Genomic DNA, 19,190 nt, shown 5'->3' with positions numbered 1-19,190 from the left:
CTTCTATGGCAGTTTCTTTAAAATACATATTTTTAGAAACTCCCTAGGGAATTTCATCATTAATTACCCATTTCCATTATACATTAATAAATTGTTTAAATACTCTTTATTGCATTAATGATTTAATAATTTCTCTATAAATAGGGGCAGCTGTATTTCCTCCACCTAATTCGTTACCATTTTGGTCTACGCCCTTTATATTAGGCACTGAAATAACTAGTGTATATATTTTACCATTTAATTCGAAATAGCCTGCAAACCAGCCGTGAGTTGTAGCTCCACCCTCACCTGTTGCTGTACCTGTCTTTCCTCCTTGAGTTATTCCTTCTATTTTAGCTGCTGATCCTGTTCCTTGCCATATAACATCGTACATATTATTTTTCACTAATTTTGATGTAGTTGAACTAAATATTCTATTTTCTTCATTTTGAGCACTTTCTATAACATTATTATCTTCATCCACAATTGCTTCTATAAGTGATGGCTTAATATATACTCCATCATTTACTACTGCGTTTATAGCTCCTGCAATTTGAAGTGGGGTTACTGTAATACATTGTCCTATTGCAAAATTACTAATTCCATCGCTTTGTTTAGCCATTACCCCTATAGCTTCTTCTCTATTTTCTCCTGCTAACCCTAAGACTTTATTATACAAACCTAAGTTAGTAGTATATTTTAACATATTTTTATATCCTATTAACTGCCCTACTTTAGCAAATATATCATTACAAGACACCTCTAAAGCATCACCTAAAGTTAAAGTTCCATGACTATAAGATTTTCCACTATTACTACAAATATTACCGTTACAACTAAAAGAATCGCTAACATTAACTAAACCTTCATTTAATGCTATTGCTTCTGTTATAACTTTAAATATAGAACCTGGCTCAAGCCCTAATTGTCCTATACCTAAATTAATATTTGCTTCTGATTCATCCTTTTGTACCATAGACTTTATCTTTCCTGTGTTTGCTTCTAAAAGAACCACACCTACATTATCTAAATTACTATAATCATCACTATTTAGAACATTTCTTATTTTATCTGACCAATCTTCATCAATAGTTAATCTTATGTTTTTATTATTTTCCCCATAATTAGTTTCATTACTTCTATATATAGATTTTTCATCTAAATGGAATCCTATTGTAGGTCTTTTATTTTCTGAAATTATATCTAAAATACTACTTTCAAATGAGCCTTCTTCTACATTATTCTTATCTATAGATGCAATCATATTCTCTACATTCCATCGTTCTTTTAAATCTAACTCATCATATACATAAGTGTAAATTCCCTTTATATCATTTAACTTATTTAACTTTTCATAGGTTTCTTCTGTAATGGTATAATATAGCTTTCCACTTTGATTCATAATATCAGTAAAATTAAAATCTTCATCTTCTGATTTCATTATAAAGTTTAAAGCTAATAAGTCTTCTAATGTTTCTTCGTAATTATTTAATTTAAAGGGCTTAGTGTCTAATACCATAACATACTTACTTTTATAATTTATAAGGCTCTTTCCGTTTGCATCAAACAACTTATAATTACTATCGCTAGTATATTCAACTTGATGATTTTCAAGTTCCCCTTGAACAGAAGTTGTTGGATACATCATTAATATATATAATCTTATAGTTAAAGCAATAAAAATGCTAAAAAATCCAATACATACAATTAGTGATTTTTTATTATCAATCTTATATCTATACAAAAAAACACCTCCTTTAGCTAAATTCTAGACTAAAATGAGGTGTTTTATTCAAACTACTTAAGTATATCTCTAATTTTTGCCATTAATAAATCTATAGCAACATAATTATGTCCACCTTCAGGTATAATTATATCTGCATATTTTTTTGATGGCTCTGTAAATTGAAGATGCATTGGTCTAACGATATTTAAATATTGGTCTACAACTGATTCAACAGTTCTTCCTCTTTCATTTATATCTCTAACTAATCTTCTTAAAATTCTTATATCAGCATCAGTATCAACATAAACTTTTATATCTAAAAGCTCTCTTATTCTTTCATCTTCAAGTATTAAAATACCTTCTACTAAAACAATATCCCTTGACTCTACAAGTGTAGTTTCTTTAGATCTATTGTGTACAGTAAAGTCATAACTAGGTTTTTCTATAGACTCTCCATTTATTAATTTCTTTAAATGTTCTACTAATAAATCATTATCAAATGCCATTGGATGATCATAGTTAGTTTTAACTCTTTCTTCCATTGATAAATGACTTTGATCTTTGTAATACATATCTTGTTGTATCATTGCAATACAATCTTTTGAAAAATTAGAATATAAGGCATCTGCTATTGTACTTTTACCAGAGCCTGTTCCCCCAGTAATTCCTATTAAAATTGGTTTTGACATTACCGTTCCTCCTTAGTAGTATTAGTTATTATTTATATTAATGACATTATTAGCTTTTACAAGCATATCATTCACCTTTAATGGTGTGTTAACTTTAACAGTAAACATCATGTGTGCTCTATTTGCAACCTCTGTCTTTTTGTCTTTATCTAAATCATACATTTCTTCAAGTTTAACCTTAAAGTATGGTACGTCAGCTCTTAAAACTTCAACCTCTTCGCCTTCAAATACTCTGTTCTTTTGAAGTACTGTTGCAGTTTTAGTTTCTGGATCATAAGATTTTACCATACCAACAATTTCGTAATCTCTAACATATCCTGCATCATCATAGTTTTGTTCTCCATTTATACCTAAATAGAAACCTGTATGATATGGTCTATGACTTACCTTTCTAAGCATATCCATCCATTCATTCTTAAACTTATAGTTACTTGGGTTTTCCCAGTAGCTATCTAATGCTTCTCTATATGCTTTAACAACTGAAGCTACATAGAATTCACTTTTCATTCTTCCTTCAATCTTGAAAGAGTAAATACCACTCTTAACAAGCTCTGGTATATAATGAATCATACATAAATCTTTTGAATTCATTATATATGTTCCATCATCATCCTCTATAACAGGATAATATTCACCTGGTCTAGTTTCTTCAACTAAATGATATTTATATCTGCATACATTTCCACAAATACCTTTGTTAGCATCTCTTTTAATCATATAGTTTGATATTAAACATCTTCCTGAATATGCAACACACATTGAACCATGAATAAACGCTTCAATATCGCATCCCTTTGGAATATTTTCAGTTACTTCGTTTATTTCTTTAAAAGTTAATTCTCTAGCTAAAACTATTCTCTTAACTCCTAAATCGTACCAGAACTTAGTTGCCATCCAGTTAACAGTATTTGCTTGTGTACTTAAATGTATTTCTAATTCTGGTGCAACTTCTTTACATATAGCAATTAATGATGGGTCTGCTACTATAACTGCATCTACACCTATATCATAAAGTCCTTTAATATATTCACCTGCTGAAGGTAAGTCATGATTTCTTGCAAAAACATTTAATGTAACATAAATTTTCTTACCTCTATCATGGCAATACTTAATTCCTTCAATCATTTCTTCATTTGAAAAATTATTTGAAAAGGCTCTAAGATTTAATTTACCTCCACCTATATATACGGCATCTGCTCCAAAATCTATAGCTATTTTTAGCTTTTCTAAATTACCAGCTGGCGCTAATATTTCAGGCTTTCTCATTTGACTACCTCCTTTTTGTAATAGCAATTCCATCTCCCATAGGAATTACTGATGTTATTAAACTCTTATCTTCTGATACTAGCTCTAGATAAGTTCTCATTCTCTTAACTATTGTTATCTTTCTTCTTTTAACTAATTCATCACTTGCAACCATGCCTCTAAATAAAACATTATCAGCAATTATTATACCATCATCTTTTAAAAGTCTTAAGCAATGTGGTAAAAAGTGATTATAATGTCCCTTACCTGCATCCATAAAAATTAAATCATATGGTTCTTGCAATTTTTCTAACACTTCAAGGCAGTCGCCTTCTTCAATAACTATTTTATCTTCAAGTCCAAAAGATTTTATATTTTCTTTTGCATATTTTATCATTTCTTCACTTCGTTCTATGGTAGTTATATGAGGATTTGTTCCTGCTGCATCATGCATAATAATTGCAGAATAACCTATTGCAGTACCAAGTTCTAATATTCTTAATGGCTTTTTCATACTTACCATAAATTCTAGGAACTTAATTGTTTCTTTTTGAGCTATAGGCACACCATTTTCTTTAGCAAACACTTCTAACTCATTTAAACGTCCTTCGCTTTCTGGTATTAATCCTCTTATATATTCTTCCATATAATCGTAGGTAATTCCACTCATACTAAACCTCCGTATATGTTAATATCCTAACTCTTCTTTTTTCTTTAAAAAATCATCATAATTGTCAGTAAAATAATGCTCATCATCTGATGCTAACAGATAAAATAAATAATTTGTATCTGCTGGATGTAACGCAGCCTTTATAGATGGTTCTCCTGGGTTACATATTGGTCCTACTGGTAATCCCTTATGCAAATAAGTATTATACTTTGATTCAATTGCTAAATGTCTGTTTCTTACATTCTCTATATAATATCCATGTGCATAAATAACCGTTGCATCAATTTGCAATGGCATTCCCTGCTTTAATCTATTATAAATTACAGAAGCTATTAAAGGTCTATCTTCATCTACTCTTGCTTCTTTTTCAATAATAGATGCCACGTTAATAACCTTTTCAATTTCTTCCTGCTTAATATCCATACCTTTTGTTACTTCAGCCCATACTTCTTCAAATCTCTTTATCATTGTTTCTATTATGTATTCTGGTTTAACTCCAATTTCGAAATTATATGTATCTGGAAATAAAAAACCTTCTAAATTATATCTTTTATCAGCATTATCACTTACATAAGCTGGTAATGGATAACTTTTTACTGCACTTAAGAATTCATCCTTTGTGCAAATACCATTTTCCTCTACTCTAGCCGCTATATCTTCCACATTGAATCCCTCTGGAATAGTTACAGTTATTGTATTAGCATTATTGGTATCCTTTAAAATCTTAGCTACGTCATTTAATGACATAGTTTCATCTAATGTATGACTTCCTGGAACAACTTCTAAATCTAGTCCTGTTAATTTGGCATATATTTTTATTATAAATGGACTTTTAATCTTTTTTTCATTAGAAAGTCTATTTATAATACTATAAAAACTATCGCCTTCTTCAACATTGACGACTTCTGATTGTGAAATTTTAAGTGGCTTTCTAATTGTTGATATAAATATAGAAACTATGCCTATTACAACAATTAATAACAAAATAATTAAAGCTCTGCCGGTATTTTTAGCTCTTTTTTTCATAAATACCCCCTGTATTTAAAAGTGAATAGCTAAATTTTTAGCTATTCACTATTATAATACTTTTATATGCAATTATAAACAATTTACATAATTATTTTTTACTTCTGCTTATCATTCTCTTTCTTTCAGAAGCATCTAAGTATCTCTTTCTGATTCTTATGCTTTCTGGAGTAACTTCAACTAATTCATCATTTCCAATGAATTCAATTGATTGTTCTAATGTTAAAGTAGTAACTGGTACTAACTTAACAGCATCATCTGAACCAGATGCTCTTGTATTAGTTAACTTTTTACCCTTACAAACATTAATATCTAAATCTTCAGCTCTAGCACATTCTCCAACAACCATACCTTGGTATACTGGTGTTCCTGGTACTACGAATAATCTACCTCTTTCTTGAGCATTGAATAATCCGTAAGCAATTGCTTCACCTTGTTCAAATGATACTATTGAACCTCTGCTTCTTGATTCGATTTCTCCCTTATATGGAGCATAACCTTCAAATACGTGGTTCATTATACCATTACCCTTTGTATCAGTCATGAATTCATTTCTAAATCCTATAAGACCTCTTGCAGGGATTACGAACTCTAATCTAGTATATCCATTAACAGCTGATGTCATATTAACCATTTCAGCTTTTCTTGGTCCCATCTTTTCCATAACTGCACCCATGAATTCTTCAGGTACATCTATAGTTAAATGTTCCATTGGCTCTAATTTCTTTCCGTTTTCTTCTTTGAAGATAACATTTGGCTTAGATACTTGTAATTCAAATCCTTCTCTTCTCATTGTTTCTATAAGAACTGACAAGTGAAGTTCTCCTCTACCTGATACTTCGAAGCAATCTGGAGTTATTTCTTTAACTCTTAAACTTACGTTAGTTTCTAATTCCTTCATTAATCTATCTCTCAAATGTCTTGAAGTAACGAATTCACCTTCTTTACCTGCAAATGGTGAGTCATTAACCATGAAGTTCATGTTAAGTGTTGGCTCATCAATTTCAACGAATGGTAAAGCTTCTGGATTAGATGCATCAGCTATAGTTTCTCCAATATTAGCATCAAGAATACCACTTACTGCAATAATATCTCCAAGACCTGCTTCTTCTACTTCTTCTCTCTTTAATCCGTTATATCCAAATACAGCTGTTATCTTATAGTTTGACTTACTTCCATCTTGTCTTACTAAAGCTACGCTTTGATTCTTCTTAACTTTTCCTCTATGTACCTTACCGATAGCAATTTTACCAACGAAAGCATTACTATCTAAAGTTGTAACTAACATTTGGAAAGGTCCATCTATGTAACCCTTAGGTGGTTCAACATGTTCAATTATTGTTTTGAATAATGGTTCCATTCCTGTATTTGTATCTTCAACATTGTATCTTGCAAAACCTTCTCTAGCAGAAGCGTATATTATTGGGAAATCTAATTGTTCATCATCAGCACCTAATTCTAAGAATAGATCAAATACTTCATCAATAACTTCTTCAGGTCTAGCATTTGGTTTGTCTATCTTATTTATAACAACGATTGGTTTTAATTTTAACTCTAAAGCCTTCTTTAAAACGAATTTTGTTTGTGGCATTGGTCCTTCATAAGAATCAACAACAAGTAAAACTGAATCAACCATTTTAAGTACACGTTCAACTTCTCCACCGAAATCAGCATGTCCTGGTGTATCAACGATGTTTATTTTTATTCCATCGTACATAACTGCAGTGTTCTTTGAAAGAATTGTAATTCCTCTCTCTTTTTCTAAGTCATTAGAGTCCATTACTCTTTCATCCATTTTTTCATTTGATCTAAATACGTGACTTTCTTTAAACATAGCATCAACTAATGTAGTTTTACCATGGTCAACGTGAGCTATAATTGCTATATTTCTAATATCATCTCTAGTTATTAATTCCATTTAATTTCCTCCATCAATTTTATTTATGAATTTAAATTTTAAATTCATAATTTTTATTATAAAGGCTTATCTCTTTTTTCAAACCAAGTACACAATACTTCATTTTTTTGCTACGTTTAATTTTATTGCAACAATTTCCTTGATAAATTGCATACTTGTAAGTTGAAATAACTAAATCATAGATTTAGCTTTTCACTTATGTAAACCTATTAATATTTTGCCCAAAAAGAAAATTGGATACACTCGTATCCAATTCCCAAATCTATCAATTATTCTACTATTATCTTTGTTACTTGTCAACTAATACTTATATTTCCATAATAATTGGTAAAATCATTGGCTTTCTTTTAGTCTTTTCATAAAGGTAAGTTCTTAGCTCATCTCTTACATTTGACTTTAATGTAGCCCAATCAGTAATTTTCTTTTCTTCACAATCTAGTAAAGTATTTCTAACAATATCTCTTGCTTCATCCATTAATCCTTCTGATTCTCTTACATAAACAAATCCTCTTGAAATAATGTCTGGACCTGCAACAATGCTCTTATTTTCTTTAGACAGTGTTACAACTACTGTTAATATACCATCTTGAGATAAATGCTTTCTATCTCTTAATACTATATTTCCAACATCACCAACTCCAAGTCCATCAACAAATATTTGTCCTGAAGCAACTGTTCCATTCTTTTTAATACTATTTCTAGTAACTTCGATTATATCTCCAACGTCAGGTATAACTACACTTTTTTCATCTAAACCTAATTTTGTAGCTAATTCACCGTGTTGTTTTAAATGTCTATATTCACCATGTACTGGAATAAAATGCTTTGGTTTAACTAATGTTTGCATAAGCTTTAACTCTTCTTGACAGGCATGACCTGAAACGTGAATATTTTCTTGAGAGCCGTATATAACTTCTGCACCTTTTTTAAATAATTGATTAATAACCTTTGATACAAGCTTTTCATTTCCTGGAATAGGTGTTGCAGAGATAATTATTGTATCACCTTCAACAATATTTACTTTTCTATGCTCTGATGCAGCCATTCTTGATAAAGCTGACATTGGCTCTCCCTGACTTCCAGTAGTAATAATAACAATTTGATCATTATTATACTTATTAATTTGATCAATGGATACTAATGAATCCTTATCAACCTCAATATAACCTAATTCTATAGCTACATTCATTATATTTTCCATACTTCTTCCTGAAACAGCAACTTTTCTACCATATACAGAAGCAGCATCTATTATTTGTTGAATTCTATGAATATTTGATGCAAATGTTGCAATAATTATTCTTCCCTTAGTTTTTCCAAAAATTCTTGTTAAACTTTCTCCAACAATTCTTTCAGAGTTTGTATATCCAGCCTTTTCTACATTTGTAGAATCAGCCATCATTGCAAGAACTCCTTTTTTACCTAATTCTGCAAATCTTGCAAAATCCATAGCTTCGCCATCAATTGGTGTGTAATCCACCTTAAAATCTCCTGTATGAAGTACAACTCCTAACGGTGTGTGTACTGCAATAGCAACTGAATCAGCAATTGAATGATTAGTTTTTATAAACTCTACAGATACAGAATTTAATCTAATTACATCCCTTGGTTTTACTCTTATAAGTTCTGTTGAACTTAATAATCCATGTTCTTTTAATTTTGTTTCTACTATTCCTAGTGTTAGTTTTGTTCCATATACAGGAACATTTAATTGTTTTAAAACATATGGTAATGCTCCAATATGATCCTCATGTCCATGAGTTAAGAATATCCCTGATACCTTTTCTTTATTTTTCATAAGGTACGTTATATCAGGTATAACTAAATCTATTCCAAACATATCTTCATCTGGAAATTTAAGCCCGCAATCTATTACAACTATATCATTTTTATATTCTATTGCTGTTAAATTTTTACCGATTTCATTTACCCCACCTAGAGGAATAATCTTAACCTTAGCCTTCTCATTCTTCATATGTCCCCTCCTTCTCTTTTCCTTTATGTATTTCAACGTATATCTCTACTATTAAAATATCTTTTTACTCACTTTTATGTTTTTTGCAACATTCAGAACAAATACCAAAGAACTTTACACTGTGATCTAAAATTTTAAATCCATATTTATTTTCAATACTTTCTTCTAGTTCATCTAAAAGATCATCTTGAACTTCGAATACAGCTTTACACTCATTACATACTAAATGATGATGTCTATGTTCTTCTTCACTATGAACAAGTTCATATCTACTACATCCATCATTTAAATCAAGTTTGAAAATAACACCTATTTCTTCTAGTAATAATACAGTTCTATATACTGTTGCTAAACCTATATCAGGACATATTTTCTTAACTTCATCATAAATCTCTTCTGCGGTTAAGTGTTCTCCCTCTTTTTCAATGATTACATCTACAATAGCTCTTCTTTGAGGCGTTAACTTATAGCCTTTTTGCTTTAGGTTTTCTTTTAATAATTCAATGTCTATATTAACTGTGCTCATATACTTAACACCTCATTTCTTCTTTATTCTTCTTCTGAGAAAATAGTATTGTAAGCTTCTTCTATAGCAGCTAACTCTACTTCATCTTCAATTAATTCAAACATATCATTATCTTCTTCATCTTTTATTACTTTTAAAGCGAATGGATTTTCATCTTCGTATCCTTGTTCTTGAACTATAACATATTCACTTTTTTCATCATTTTCAGGATTTACCATATCAAAGAATGCTATTACATTTAAATTTATCTCATTTCCATCTTCATCAAACAATTGTATAGTTTTTAAATCTTTTTCCATTTTATAAACTCCTTTTTTTTCATCTAAATTGTTTATTCTATTATTACACAAAATATCAAAACTGAAAACAGTTTTATTTTAGTTAGTAGTTTTGAGACTACTAACTATTAGAAAGTCTTAACTTGCACTAAAGTACTGTTTCCACTAAGAAACTAACCTCTATATAGTCGGCTACTTACTAAGTCTTAGCTTATCTAAGTACCCTTGTAATATGTAAGTTGCAGCTATTTTATCAACTATTTTCTTTCTTTTGCTTCTTGAAAGATCTGCTTCTAACATTGCTCTATGAGCCGCTACTGTTGTTAATCTTTCATCCCACATTTCTATTGGTAATCCTGTTTTTTCTTTTAAAAGTTCTGAAAACTCTAAAGCTTTTTCACCTGATTCACCAATAGTTCCATTCATATTTTTAGGTAATCCAACAACTATAGTTTCAACACCATACTCATTGCATATTTTATGTATTTCTTCTAAATCTTGTTCCTTTTTAGTACGTCTTATTGTTGTAATTCCTTGTGCTGTCCAACCTAAAGGATCGCTTAAAGCAACTCCTATAGTTTTAGAGCCCATATCAAGTCCTAATATTCTCATAGAAACTCCTTTTTATTTTTGAATAGTTAAGTATTACCTTTACAAGTTAAAAAGTTAAGTGCATATCCCTTTACCTTTTTACCTAATTGCTAAGCAATTTTACCTCTTTAACTAACAAAAGTCTCTTAACTATAATTTCTTAATATAATTTTAAAAATAAAGGTGCCCGCTTAACGGGCACCTTTTATTTTATTTCTAGATAAGATTTTATTACCTCTTCAAGTATTTCATCTCTTTCAAGTTTTCTTAGTAAAGCTCTTGCTCCGTTATAACTAGTAATGTAAGAAGGATCGCCTGAAATTAGATAACCTACCAATTGATTTATTGGGTTATATCCCTTTTCCTTCAATGCTGTATACACATCATTTAAAATTGATTTAGTTAAATCTTCTTTGTTAATGTTTAAGTCAAATTGCATTGTTCTGTCAAGATTATTATCCATACGTTCGCTGCTTCCTTAGCAGCTTCACCCCCTTACGAAAGTTTTTTTATTTATTTTTAATCATTAGAAATTTTATATAATATTTATTATTTATATTATACCCTAAATTAGTATAATTGTATACCATAACACGCAACTATTTTACTAAATTTTCTATTGTTTGGAAAGCAGTTTCTATAGCTTGTGGTATATTTTCAGGTTTCTTACCACCAGCTTGAGCCATATCTGGTCTTCCACCACCGCCACCGCCAACAACAGTAGCTACTTCCTTAATTATCTTACCACAGTGAACTCCATTAGCTAATACGTCCTTAGTTGCCATAGTAACTAAATTAACCTTATCTTCTGATTTACTTACTAGTACTACAACTCCTGAACCCATCTTATTTCTTATCTTATCAGCTAAATCTCTTAAAGCATTTCCATCTACACCTTCTAGTGCATAAGCAATAGCTTTAACTCCATTTATTTCTTTAGCAGAATTTAAGATATCATCTAAAGCTCCACTTGTAAGCTTAGATTTAAGTTCAGCTATTTCCTTGTCTTTTTCTTTTAACTCTGTACCTTGAGAAGATATTTTCTTTAAAACATCTTTTTCTGTACACTTAAGAGCTGAACAAGCTTCTTTTAATAATCTTTGTTTTTCTTCCATATATTTTATAGCAGCTCTTCCTGTTAAAGCTTCTATTCTTCTAATACCAGCAGCAACACCAGTTTCAGAAACTATTTTAAATAATCCAATTTCTCCAACGTTAGATACGTGAGTACCACCACAAAGTTCTTTAGAGAATTCTCCTGCAGCTACTACTCTAACCTTATCACCATATTTTTCATCAAATAATGCAGTTGCTCCTGATTCCTTAGCTTCTTCAATTGTCATAAGCTTAGTTTCTACTGAATCAACCTCCATTATTTTATCATTAACTAAATCTTCAACCTTTTGAATTTCTTCAGCAGTCATAGCTTGGAAGTGAGTAAAGTCAAATCTTAATCTTTCATTATCAACAAAAGAACCTGCTTGGTGAACGTGAGAACCAACAACTTCTTTTAATGCAGCTTGTAACATATGAGTTGCTGTATGGTTTTTACAAACACTAGATCTTCTTACCTTATCTACAGTTAACGTAACTTCTTCACCATTCTTTATGCTTCCATTCTTAACCTCAACATAATGAACTGTCTTTCCACCAACATTTTTCTTAGTGTTATAAACATAAGCTGAACCATTAGCACCAGTTATCATACCAGTATCCCCAATTTGACCACCCATTTCAGCATAGAAAGGAGTCTTATCAGTTAAAATATAACCTTTGCTTCCTTCAGTTAATTCATCTACAAAAGCTTCATCAGTTGCAAGAACTACAACCTTAGCAGTATCTTCTGTAGCTGTATATCCAACGAATTCTGTTTCAATATCAGCACTTACTTTATTTATTGGGTTTTCATCAGCTCCCATGTAAGAAGTTTCTCCTCTTGCACTTCTAGCTCTTTCTCTTTGAGCTTCCATTTCCTTCTTGAACTCTTCATGGTCAACAGTCATTCCCTTTTCTTCAAGAATTTCTTCTGTTAACTCTAGCGGGAATCCATAAGTATCATATAATTTAAATGCCTTTTCTCCTGAAAGAACAGTAGCTTTAGTATCTTCTAATTCCTTAACATATCCATTTAATATGTTCATTCCACTATCAATAGTTTCATTAAATCTTTCTTCTTCTAAAGTTATTATCTTTGTTATATAATCCTTGTTTTCAACTAATACAGGATAATTTCCACCATAGTTTTCTACAACAGCCTCTACAACATCCTTTAAGAATAATCCCTTAATTCCAAGTAATCTTCCATGTCTTGCAGCTCTTCTTAAAAGTCTTCTTAAAACATATCCTCTTCCTTCATTACTTGGTTGAACTCCATCTGATATAAGCATAGTTACAGCTTTAACGTGGTCTGTTACTATTCTTAATGAAGTATCATTGTTAGCATCTTTTCCATATTCTACTCCTGATAAAGCACATACCTTATTTAAGATATTTTTTACTGTATCAATTTCAAATATGTTATCAACACCTTGCATTATAGTTGCAATTCTTTCAAGTCCCATACCAGTATCTATGTTTTTATTCTTTAATGGAGCATAGCTTCCATCTTCTTGCTTATCAAATTGAATAAATACTAGGTTCCAGAATTCAACTATTCTATCAGCATCTGAAGCTTCAACAAAATCATCTACATTTGTAACTGGAGCTACATCTACCCCTCTATCATAATGGATTTCTGTACAAGGACCACATGGACCTACTGTTCCAACTTCCCAGAAGTTATCATCTTTTCCTAGTCTAAAGATTCTATTTGGATCTATATCTGTTTTAGAAGTCCATATTTCATATGCTTCATCATCTTCTAAATATATTGTTACATATAATTTATCTTTTGGAAGTTTTAATACTTCTGTTACATACTCCCAAGACCATGGAATAATTTCTCCCTTAAAGTAATCTCCAAATGAGAAGTTACCTAACATTTCAAAGAAAGTACCATGTCTTGAAGTCTTTCCTACGTTTTCTATATCACCAGTTCTTATACACTTTTGACAAGTTGTAACTCTAGTCTTTGGTGGTTTTTGTATTCCTGTGAAATATGGCTTAAGTGGTGCCATACCTGCATTTATTAATAATAAACTATTATCATTTTTAGGTACTAATGGAAAACTCTCCATTCTTAAATGTTCTTTAGATTCAAAAAAGCTTATAAAGCTTTCTCTTAATTCATTTGCTCCCATGAATTTCATGATTAATTACTACCTCCGTTTTTTAAATATAAATAAAAAAGTCTCCATCCCTCAAAAAAAGAAAAGGGACGAAAACTTATAATTTCCGCGGTACCACCCTAATTATGTATATAAATATACATCACTTAAAGTAAAATAAGCTCCAAGATAGCTTCAATATGCAAAATAAGAAGTTTTCACCAAACACTTCCTCTCTAAATATTTACATCATATTTACTCATTCTTTTCATCGCTTTATATTAAATTTATTTCCTAGCAAGATTATATTTCATTTATACTCTTATGTCAATAAATGAAATTTATTTTCATTCCACAAAAGGCTTACTTAGAATAAATAATAATCTATATCATCATATACAACTTTTATTATAACGGCAATTGGGACCGATAATACCATACCTATTACTCCACCCATCTTCTCGCCTAATATTAATAATATAATAATTATTATGGGATGCATATTAGTACTATCCCCTGTTATTTTAGGCGCTAAAAAGTTACCTTCTACTTGTTGTATTAAAAATACACCTACTGCTGCCAATAAACCCTTTGTAACTGAACCTGTAAAAGCCATAAAAATTATAGGAACCCCTCCTATAATAGGACCAAAATAAGGTATTATATTAGCTATTGCATTTATTATAGATAATACTAATGGGAATTTCACTCTAAGTATTAATAATAAAACAAAGGATAATGCACCAATTATTAATGATAATAAAAGCTGACTTAATATGTACCTACTTAATATCTTATCAATATTATTATTTATATTTTTAATTAAAACTCTTTTATCTGTTGGAAATACTAATAATAATTTATTGTAAATTAAATGTCCATCTGCTAATAAGTAATAAGTTGTTATTGGAACAACTGCAAGACCCACAATATTTTCTCCAAGTAAAATCATATTATCTACTAAATTAGTTGATGCATTACTTAAAATCATATTTATTTTTTCTCCCACTTGTAGATATACAGTTTCAAAAACAGGCAATCTATCTAATTTAAATCTAGTTGCAAGAGCTAAAACATATTCCTCTATACTATCTAGCATAACTCCAAAATTTCCACTTTCTTTTAATATAGATGGTACTATACAATATAAAAGTCCTATAAATGCTAATAAAACTAATAATATAATTAATAGAGAACTCTTTTTAGCTGATATATTAAACCTTTGACTTAAGAAATTTCTTAAAGGCTTTAAAGTATAAGCAATTATAAATGAAATTAATAATAAATTAATAACATCTCTTATAGGAGTGAAATATATGTATATAGCAATACTAAGCAATACAAGAACAACTGCTATTATAGTTTTATAAATTAAACTTTTATACTTTCCTAACATCCTTTACTCCTCCTAAATCATGAGGTAAAGTTTTAAGCTTAATACGCTCACTTCCCTTATATAAAATATAATCATCACATAAAACACAATGTTTTAATGTTATAATTTCCTTTCCTTTAAACATCTTATCAAATATTCCTGAGCTAATAATCAAACCTTTTATACTAAAATTTTCTTTATCTATAATTAAGTCTTCAAGCACTCCAATTAACACTTTTTTTTCATTAAGAATATCTACAAATTTAATTTCCTTAAATTTTAATCCCTTAAATTTTGATGTTTCCGTAATTTTCATTACCTTATCTATAGAAGTTATTGCATCACTTGAAACAAAAGTATGTTTTTTAATTATAGATGCTGGTGAAATTGTAAATCCATCTATAATTCCTTTATTAAAATCTATGGATATATCTTCTATAACTCCAATATATTTATTTTTAGAATCATAGACCTTCATTAAATAAAAATCTCTCCACTTAAACATTTTCTCACCTCTAAAAAAACATATAACCATAGTATTGACAAATACTATGGTTATTATTAGTAAAATATTTAGAATTTTTTATAGAAATAGCTTAATTAATGTATAATAAGTTTTTATAATTATCTCTAATTACTCTTTATCCTTCTATCTTTTATTATTAATATTACATTGATAAGTTTCAAAAAACATTTTACTGCCTAGCTTCATTTATTACACCTAACTTATAGTCTTGAGGAGATATTCCTACATGTTTTTTAAATATGTTACTAAAATAATGTTGAGTACTATATCCAATAAGCTCTGCAATTTCATATAATTTTAATGATGGATCTCTCATTAAAATTATTGCATTTTTTATTCTTACATTAGTTAAATAATCAACAAAATTCATGCCAAGCTCTCTTTTAAATAATCTAGCAAGATATGTTTGACTAACACCTAAATTATTTGCTATTTCTGATATAGATAAATCTTCATTATGATAATTTCTATTTATATATTTTTGAACCTCAATAACAACTGGTGTTTTTTTACTCTTATCAATTAGTCTATTACACAAGGATTTATAAACAATATTTACCTGAACTGGATCATCGCGCAAAAATGATGCACATATAACTACATTAATTTTAAGGTATTTATTTATTGTATTTTCTAATTCAGTAACAGCTCCATGCCAATATTTTATTGGATTTATATCACATAAAATAACAACCTGCTTTTTAGAATCAATAAAAACATTCAAATATTTAAATTTACTCATTAACTCATTAGCTATATTTAATATAGCATAACTTAATAAATCTGATGACCACTCATTTTCATTTAACCCTCTATTTTTTATTAAAGGCTTAACCATTATAAGTCCCATTGAATTAGTATAATTAATATTAAAATGCTTCATATCCTTTTGAAGTTCTGAACTTCTAATCTTCCCTCTTATCCAATCCTTTAGAAAATTTTCCTTTAAATATTTACTATTTTTTTCAAGCTTACTAACTGTAAATTCACTTATTCCCTTTTTCCTTCTTATATTTATAATTTCATCTTTTGCATTACTAATAGTCTTCTTAAGACTTTCTCTATCTATAGGATTTAAAATATAATCAAATACATTTAATCTTAATATAGTTTTATCATAATTAAACTCATCATTATCTGAAATAATTATTATAATAGGGTCATTTAAAACCTTTTTAAATTCTTCTATCAAATCTAATCTACTTAGAAATTGCATACTTATATCTAGAAAAATTATATCCGGTTTTCTTTCTTTTGCAATTTCTAATGCAACCTTTTCGCTTTCAGTTTCTCCCACAAGCTCAAAGTTCCACTCTTCACAGTTAATAACACTTTTTATATTCCTTCTAACTCTTGGTTCATCATCCGCTATTAAAACTTTTATCAAAACAATTCCCCCCTAAATTTTTACTTTATTATTGGAATCCTTATTTCTACAGTACTTCCACTACCAAATTCACTGAAATCTTTTAAATTTACTATCATAAATCCCTTCCCTCTTTTTTCATTACTCTATGATATATGGTATTTTAAACTATTAATTAAGTTACTATATTATTCAATAAACAAACTTACAAAAATAATAGGTAAAAGCCATCTAAAATAATTACTACGACCATTGTAAACCTTTGCATTTAATTTTACCTGTCATTAAATATCATTATGGATTTCCATCTATTTGTTTACTAAGTATTATATCTAATATTAAAAGACTCATTATTTATAATCTTTATGATGATGTTTGAACATTAATTAAAATAATCAGTCTTCATTCTATATAATAGGATTTAGTAGCTAATATACTATTTCATTATTTTTTATTATATATCTATATGAATATACACCCTACTTATTTTCCCATTTATTTATATTTTAATACATTTTACAAATTATGTAAATATTGGCAAGTATTGTTTTTTTATTTTATTTTTTCGTTAATTACTGTTGTTAGAGTTTATAAAAAGATATAAAATAATTCCTAAAAAGTAGATGTATATAACTCAAGATATTTTTGAAAAAAATTAAAAATTATACAAATATCTTAAAAATAATTTTTTTACTAAATGGAGGTAAAATGAACAACTCAATATTAGAAATAAAAAATCTAAGTAAAAGCTTCAAAAAATTCACTGCTGTTGATGATATTAGCTTCAATCTATACAGTGGTGAAATTTTAGGTTTTCTTGGTCCTAATGGGGCTGGTAAGACAACTACTATAAAAATGATAACTGATCTAATAAAACCAACATCAGGTTCAATAAAGATTTGCAATTATGATATTAATAAAAATTTTGAAGAGGCTATGAAAAATATTGGTGCTATAGTAGAAACTCCTCATCTTTATGAACATATGACTGGTAATGAAAACATAAATTATTTTTCTAAACTTTGTCCAAATACCACAGAGGATCATATCAATGAATGTATAAAGTTATCGGGGTTAAAAAATAGACTTAACGACAAAGTTAAAAATTACTCACTTGGTATGAAACAAAGATTAGGTCTTACAGTAGCACTTTTAAATAATCCTAAAATATTGATTTTAGATGAACCTACTAATGGATTAGATCCTATAGGGATAAAGGCATTAAGAGAATTTTTAAAAGATCTTGCTCATAATAAAGGTCTTGCTGTTTTAGTATCTAGTCATATACTTACTGAAATGGAGCTTTTATGTGATAAAGTTTTAATAATTACTGATGGTAAAATGCGTTGCTTGAAATCTATGGAGGAAATAAATAAAACCTCATCACTTGAAGAAGTTTTTATTAAATCAGCAGGAGAGGTGAATATACTAACAAAACTATAAATCCACTTCTTTTATTACCTTATAAAAGATATAAAATATTAATATCAAAATATTTAGCAACATTAATTTACGGATTAATTTCATTTGCCCTTGTAATAGTTCTAGGAATACTTTCTGGTCTAATAGTTTATGGATTTGGTGCAACGGGTGGAGTTATTGTTCTTTATGGCTTTAATAAACCTTATACATTATCTATGTTTAGCTATTCAATGATAGTTGTTATTCTTCAATTAATTAATATTATATTCTATACTATACTTTCATTTTTAATAGGAGTGGTATTAAAATCAGTTTCTGTTGCAACTATAGTTACTGTTCTTACTTTAACAATTATTTATCCTTTAAACGCTTTTGCTGCTAGCTATTATGATTTTCTTAAATATTTCCCATTTGTAAATTTAGATTTTAGGAAGTTCTTAGAGTTTGGAAGTACTATGCCATCTATAGAATTTAATTTTCAAAGTGCAGTTTATAGTGGAGTAACTCCTTTAATTTCCGTAATATTAATACTTACATATATGACTATATTTATTCTAATAACATTTTACTATTTCTGCAAAAAAGATATTAACTACTATAATAGTGCAGTTTTCCTTGAATAATTTTACAGTTAAATAAAAAATGAACTTTAACAAGCTATTTTTAATGACT

Annotated in this window: 17 protein-coding genes and 1 other annotated feature; of the genes, 2 read left to right on the top strand and 15 right to left on the bottom strand. The window is 28.9% G+C overall.

Annotated elements, in window-relative coordinates; genetic code table 11:
• Positions 1–106 precede the first annotated feature (106 nt).
• The 15 genes from HCG76_RS00085 to HCG76_RS00015 form a co-directional block, all read right to left on the bottom strand.
• Positions 107–1,723: a penicillin-binding transpeptidase domain-containing protein gene (locus tag HCG76_RS00085; RefSeq protein ID WP_260457987.1), complete on the bottom strand. Its 1,617-nt coding sequence runs from the start codon at positions 1,721–1,723 to the stop codon at positions 107–109.
• 53 nt (positions 1,724–1,776) lie between these two features.
• Positions 1,777–2,394 (bottom strand): uridine kinase, encoded by a 618-nt coding sequence (gene udk, locus HCG76_RS00080; RefSeq protein ID WP_221698321.1) that lies wholly within the window; start codon positions 2,392–2,394, stop codon positions 1,777–1,779.
• A 21-nt stretch (positions 2,395–2,415) separates the two neighbouring features.
• Positions 2,416–3,660 carry a peptidase U32 family protein gene (locus HCG76_RS00075; protein ID WP_221698320.1) on the bottom strand — a complete coding sequence of 415 codons (1,245 nt, stop codon included), beginning with the start codon at positions 3,658–3,660 and terminating at the stop codon, positions 2,416–2,418.
• Positions 3,661–3,664: 4 nt separating this feature from the next.
• Entirely contained in the window at positions 3,665–4,309 is a 645-nt protein-coding gene (locus tag HCG76_RS00070; RefSeq protein WP_195989335.1) for an O-methyltransferase, read from the bottom strand.
• Positions 4,310–4,327: 18 nt separating this feature from the next.
• Positions 4,328–5,335: an endolytic transglycosylase MltG gene (gene mltG, locus HCG76_RS00065; RefSeq protein ID WP_221698319.1), complete on the bottom strand. Its 1,008-nt coding sequence runs from the start codon at positions 5,333–5,335 to the stop codon at positions 4,328–4,330.
• A gap of 91 nt (positions 5,336–5,426) precedes the next feature.
• A complete protein-coding gene (typA, locus tag HCG76_RS00060; RefSeq protein ID WP_221698318.1) occupies positions 5,427–7,253 on the bottom strand; it encodes a translational GTPase TypA in 1,827 nt (608 codons plus the stop codon).
• A 307-nt stretch (positions 7,254–7,560) separates the two neighbouring features.
• On the bottom strand, positions 7,561–9,228 hold the full coding sequence (locus HCG76_RS00055; protein ID WP_221698317.1) for a ribonuclease J: 1,668 nt from the start codon (positions 9,226–9,228) through the stop codon (positions 7,561–7,563).
• 64 nt (positions 9,229–9,292) lie between these two features.
• Entirely contained in the window at positions 9,293–9,754 is a 462-nt protein-coding gene (locus HCG76_RS00050) for a Fur family transcriptional regulator (RefSeq protein WP_221698316.1), read from the bottom strand.
• A gap of 23 nt (positions 9,755–9,777) precedes the next feature.
• Positions 9,778–10,053, bottom strand: a complete 276-nt coding sequence (locus tag HCG76_RS00045) for a DUF1292 domain-containing protein (protein ID WP_221698315.1) — start codon at positions 10,051–10,053, stop codon at positions 9,778–9,780.
• A gap of 171 nt (positions 10,054–10,224) precedes the next feature.
• Positions 10,225–10,644: a Holliday junction resolvase RuvX gene (gene ruvX / locus HCG76_RS00040; protein WP_195989341.1), complete on the bottom strand. Its 420-nt coding sequence runs from the start codon at positions 10,642–10,644 to the stop codon at positions 10,225–10,227.
• Between the two features lie 184 nt (positions 10,645–10,828).
• Positions 10,829–11,086: an IreB family regulatory phosphoprotein gene (locus HCG76_RS00035; protein WP_133014261.1), complete on the bottom strand. Its 258-nt coding sequence runs from the start codon at positions 11,084–11,086 to the stop codon at positions 10,829–10,831.
• A 136-nt stretch (positions 11,087–11,222) separates the two neighbouring features.
• Positions 11,223–13,871, bottom strand: a complete 2,649-nt coding sequence (alaS, locus tag HCG76_RS00030) for an alanine--tRNA ligase (RefSeq protein ID WP_221698313.1) — start codon at positions 13,869–13,871, stop codon at positions 11,223–11,225.
• A gap of 61 nt (positions 13,872–13,932) precedes the next feature.
• Positions 13,933–14,110, bottom strand: a binding site (T-box leader).
• A gap of 86 nt (positions 14,111–14,196) precedes the next feature.
• Complete coding sequence (locus HCG76_RS00025; RefSeq protein ID WP_221698311.1) at positions 14,197–15,225, bottom strand: AI-2E family transporter; 1,029 nt, start codon at positions 15,223–15,225, stop codon at positions 14,197–14,199.
• Positions 15,209–15,709 carry a PRC-barrel domain-containing protein gene (locus HCG76_RS00020; RefSeq protein WP_221698309.1) on the bottom strand — a complete coding sequence of 167 codons (501 nt, stop codon included), beginning with the start codon at positions 15,707–15,709 and terminating at the stop codon, positions 15,209–15,211. The genes HCG76_RS00025 and HCG76_RS00020 overlap by 17 nt, the downstream gene beginning before the upstream one ends.
• 190 nt (positions 15,710–15,899) lie before the next feature.
• Entirely contained in the window at positions 15,900–17,117 is a 1,218-nt protein-coding gene (locus tag HCG76_RS00015; RefSeq protein ID WP_221698308.1) for a response regulator transcription factor, read from the bottom strand.
• A gap of 687 nt (positions 17,118–17,804) precedes the next feature.
• On the opposite strand from HCG76_RS00015, the gene HCG76_RS00010 reads away from it, so the two are divergent.
• Together HCG76_RS00010 and HCG76_RS00005 are read left to right on the top strand one after the other, a co-directional pair.
• Positions 17,805–18,539, top strand: coding sequence for an ABC transporter ATP-binding protein (locus HCG76_RS00010; protein ID WP_221698307.1), 735 nt, complete (start codon positions 17,805–17,807; stop codon positions 18,537–18,539).
• Positions 18,503–19,141, top strand: a complete 639-nt coding sequence (locus HCG76_RS00005) for an ABC transporter permease subunit (protein ID WP_221698534.1) — start codon at positions 18,503–18,505, stop codon at positions 19,139–19,141. Before HCG76_RS00010 ends, HCG76_RS00005 begins: the two co-directional genes overlap by 37 nt.
• Positions 19,142–19,190 lie beyond the last annotated feature (49 nt).

Source organism: Clostridium sp. K13, assembly GCF_019734195.1.
In the GTDB taxonomy this organism is placed as follows: domain Bacteria; phylum Bacillota; class Clostridia; order Clostridiales; family Clostridiaceae; genus Clostridium.
This window is presented reverse-complemented; position numbering and strand designations above follow the sequence as displayed.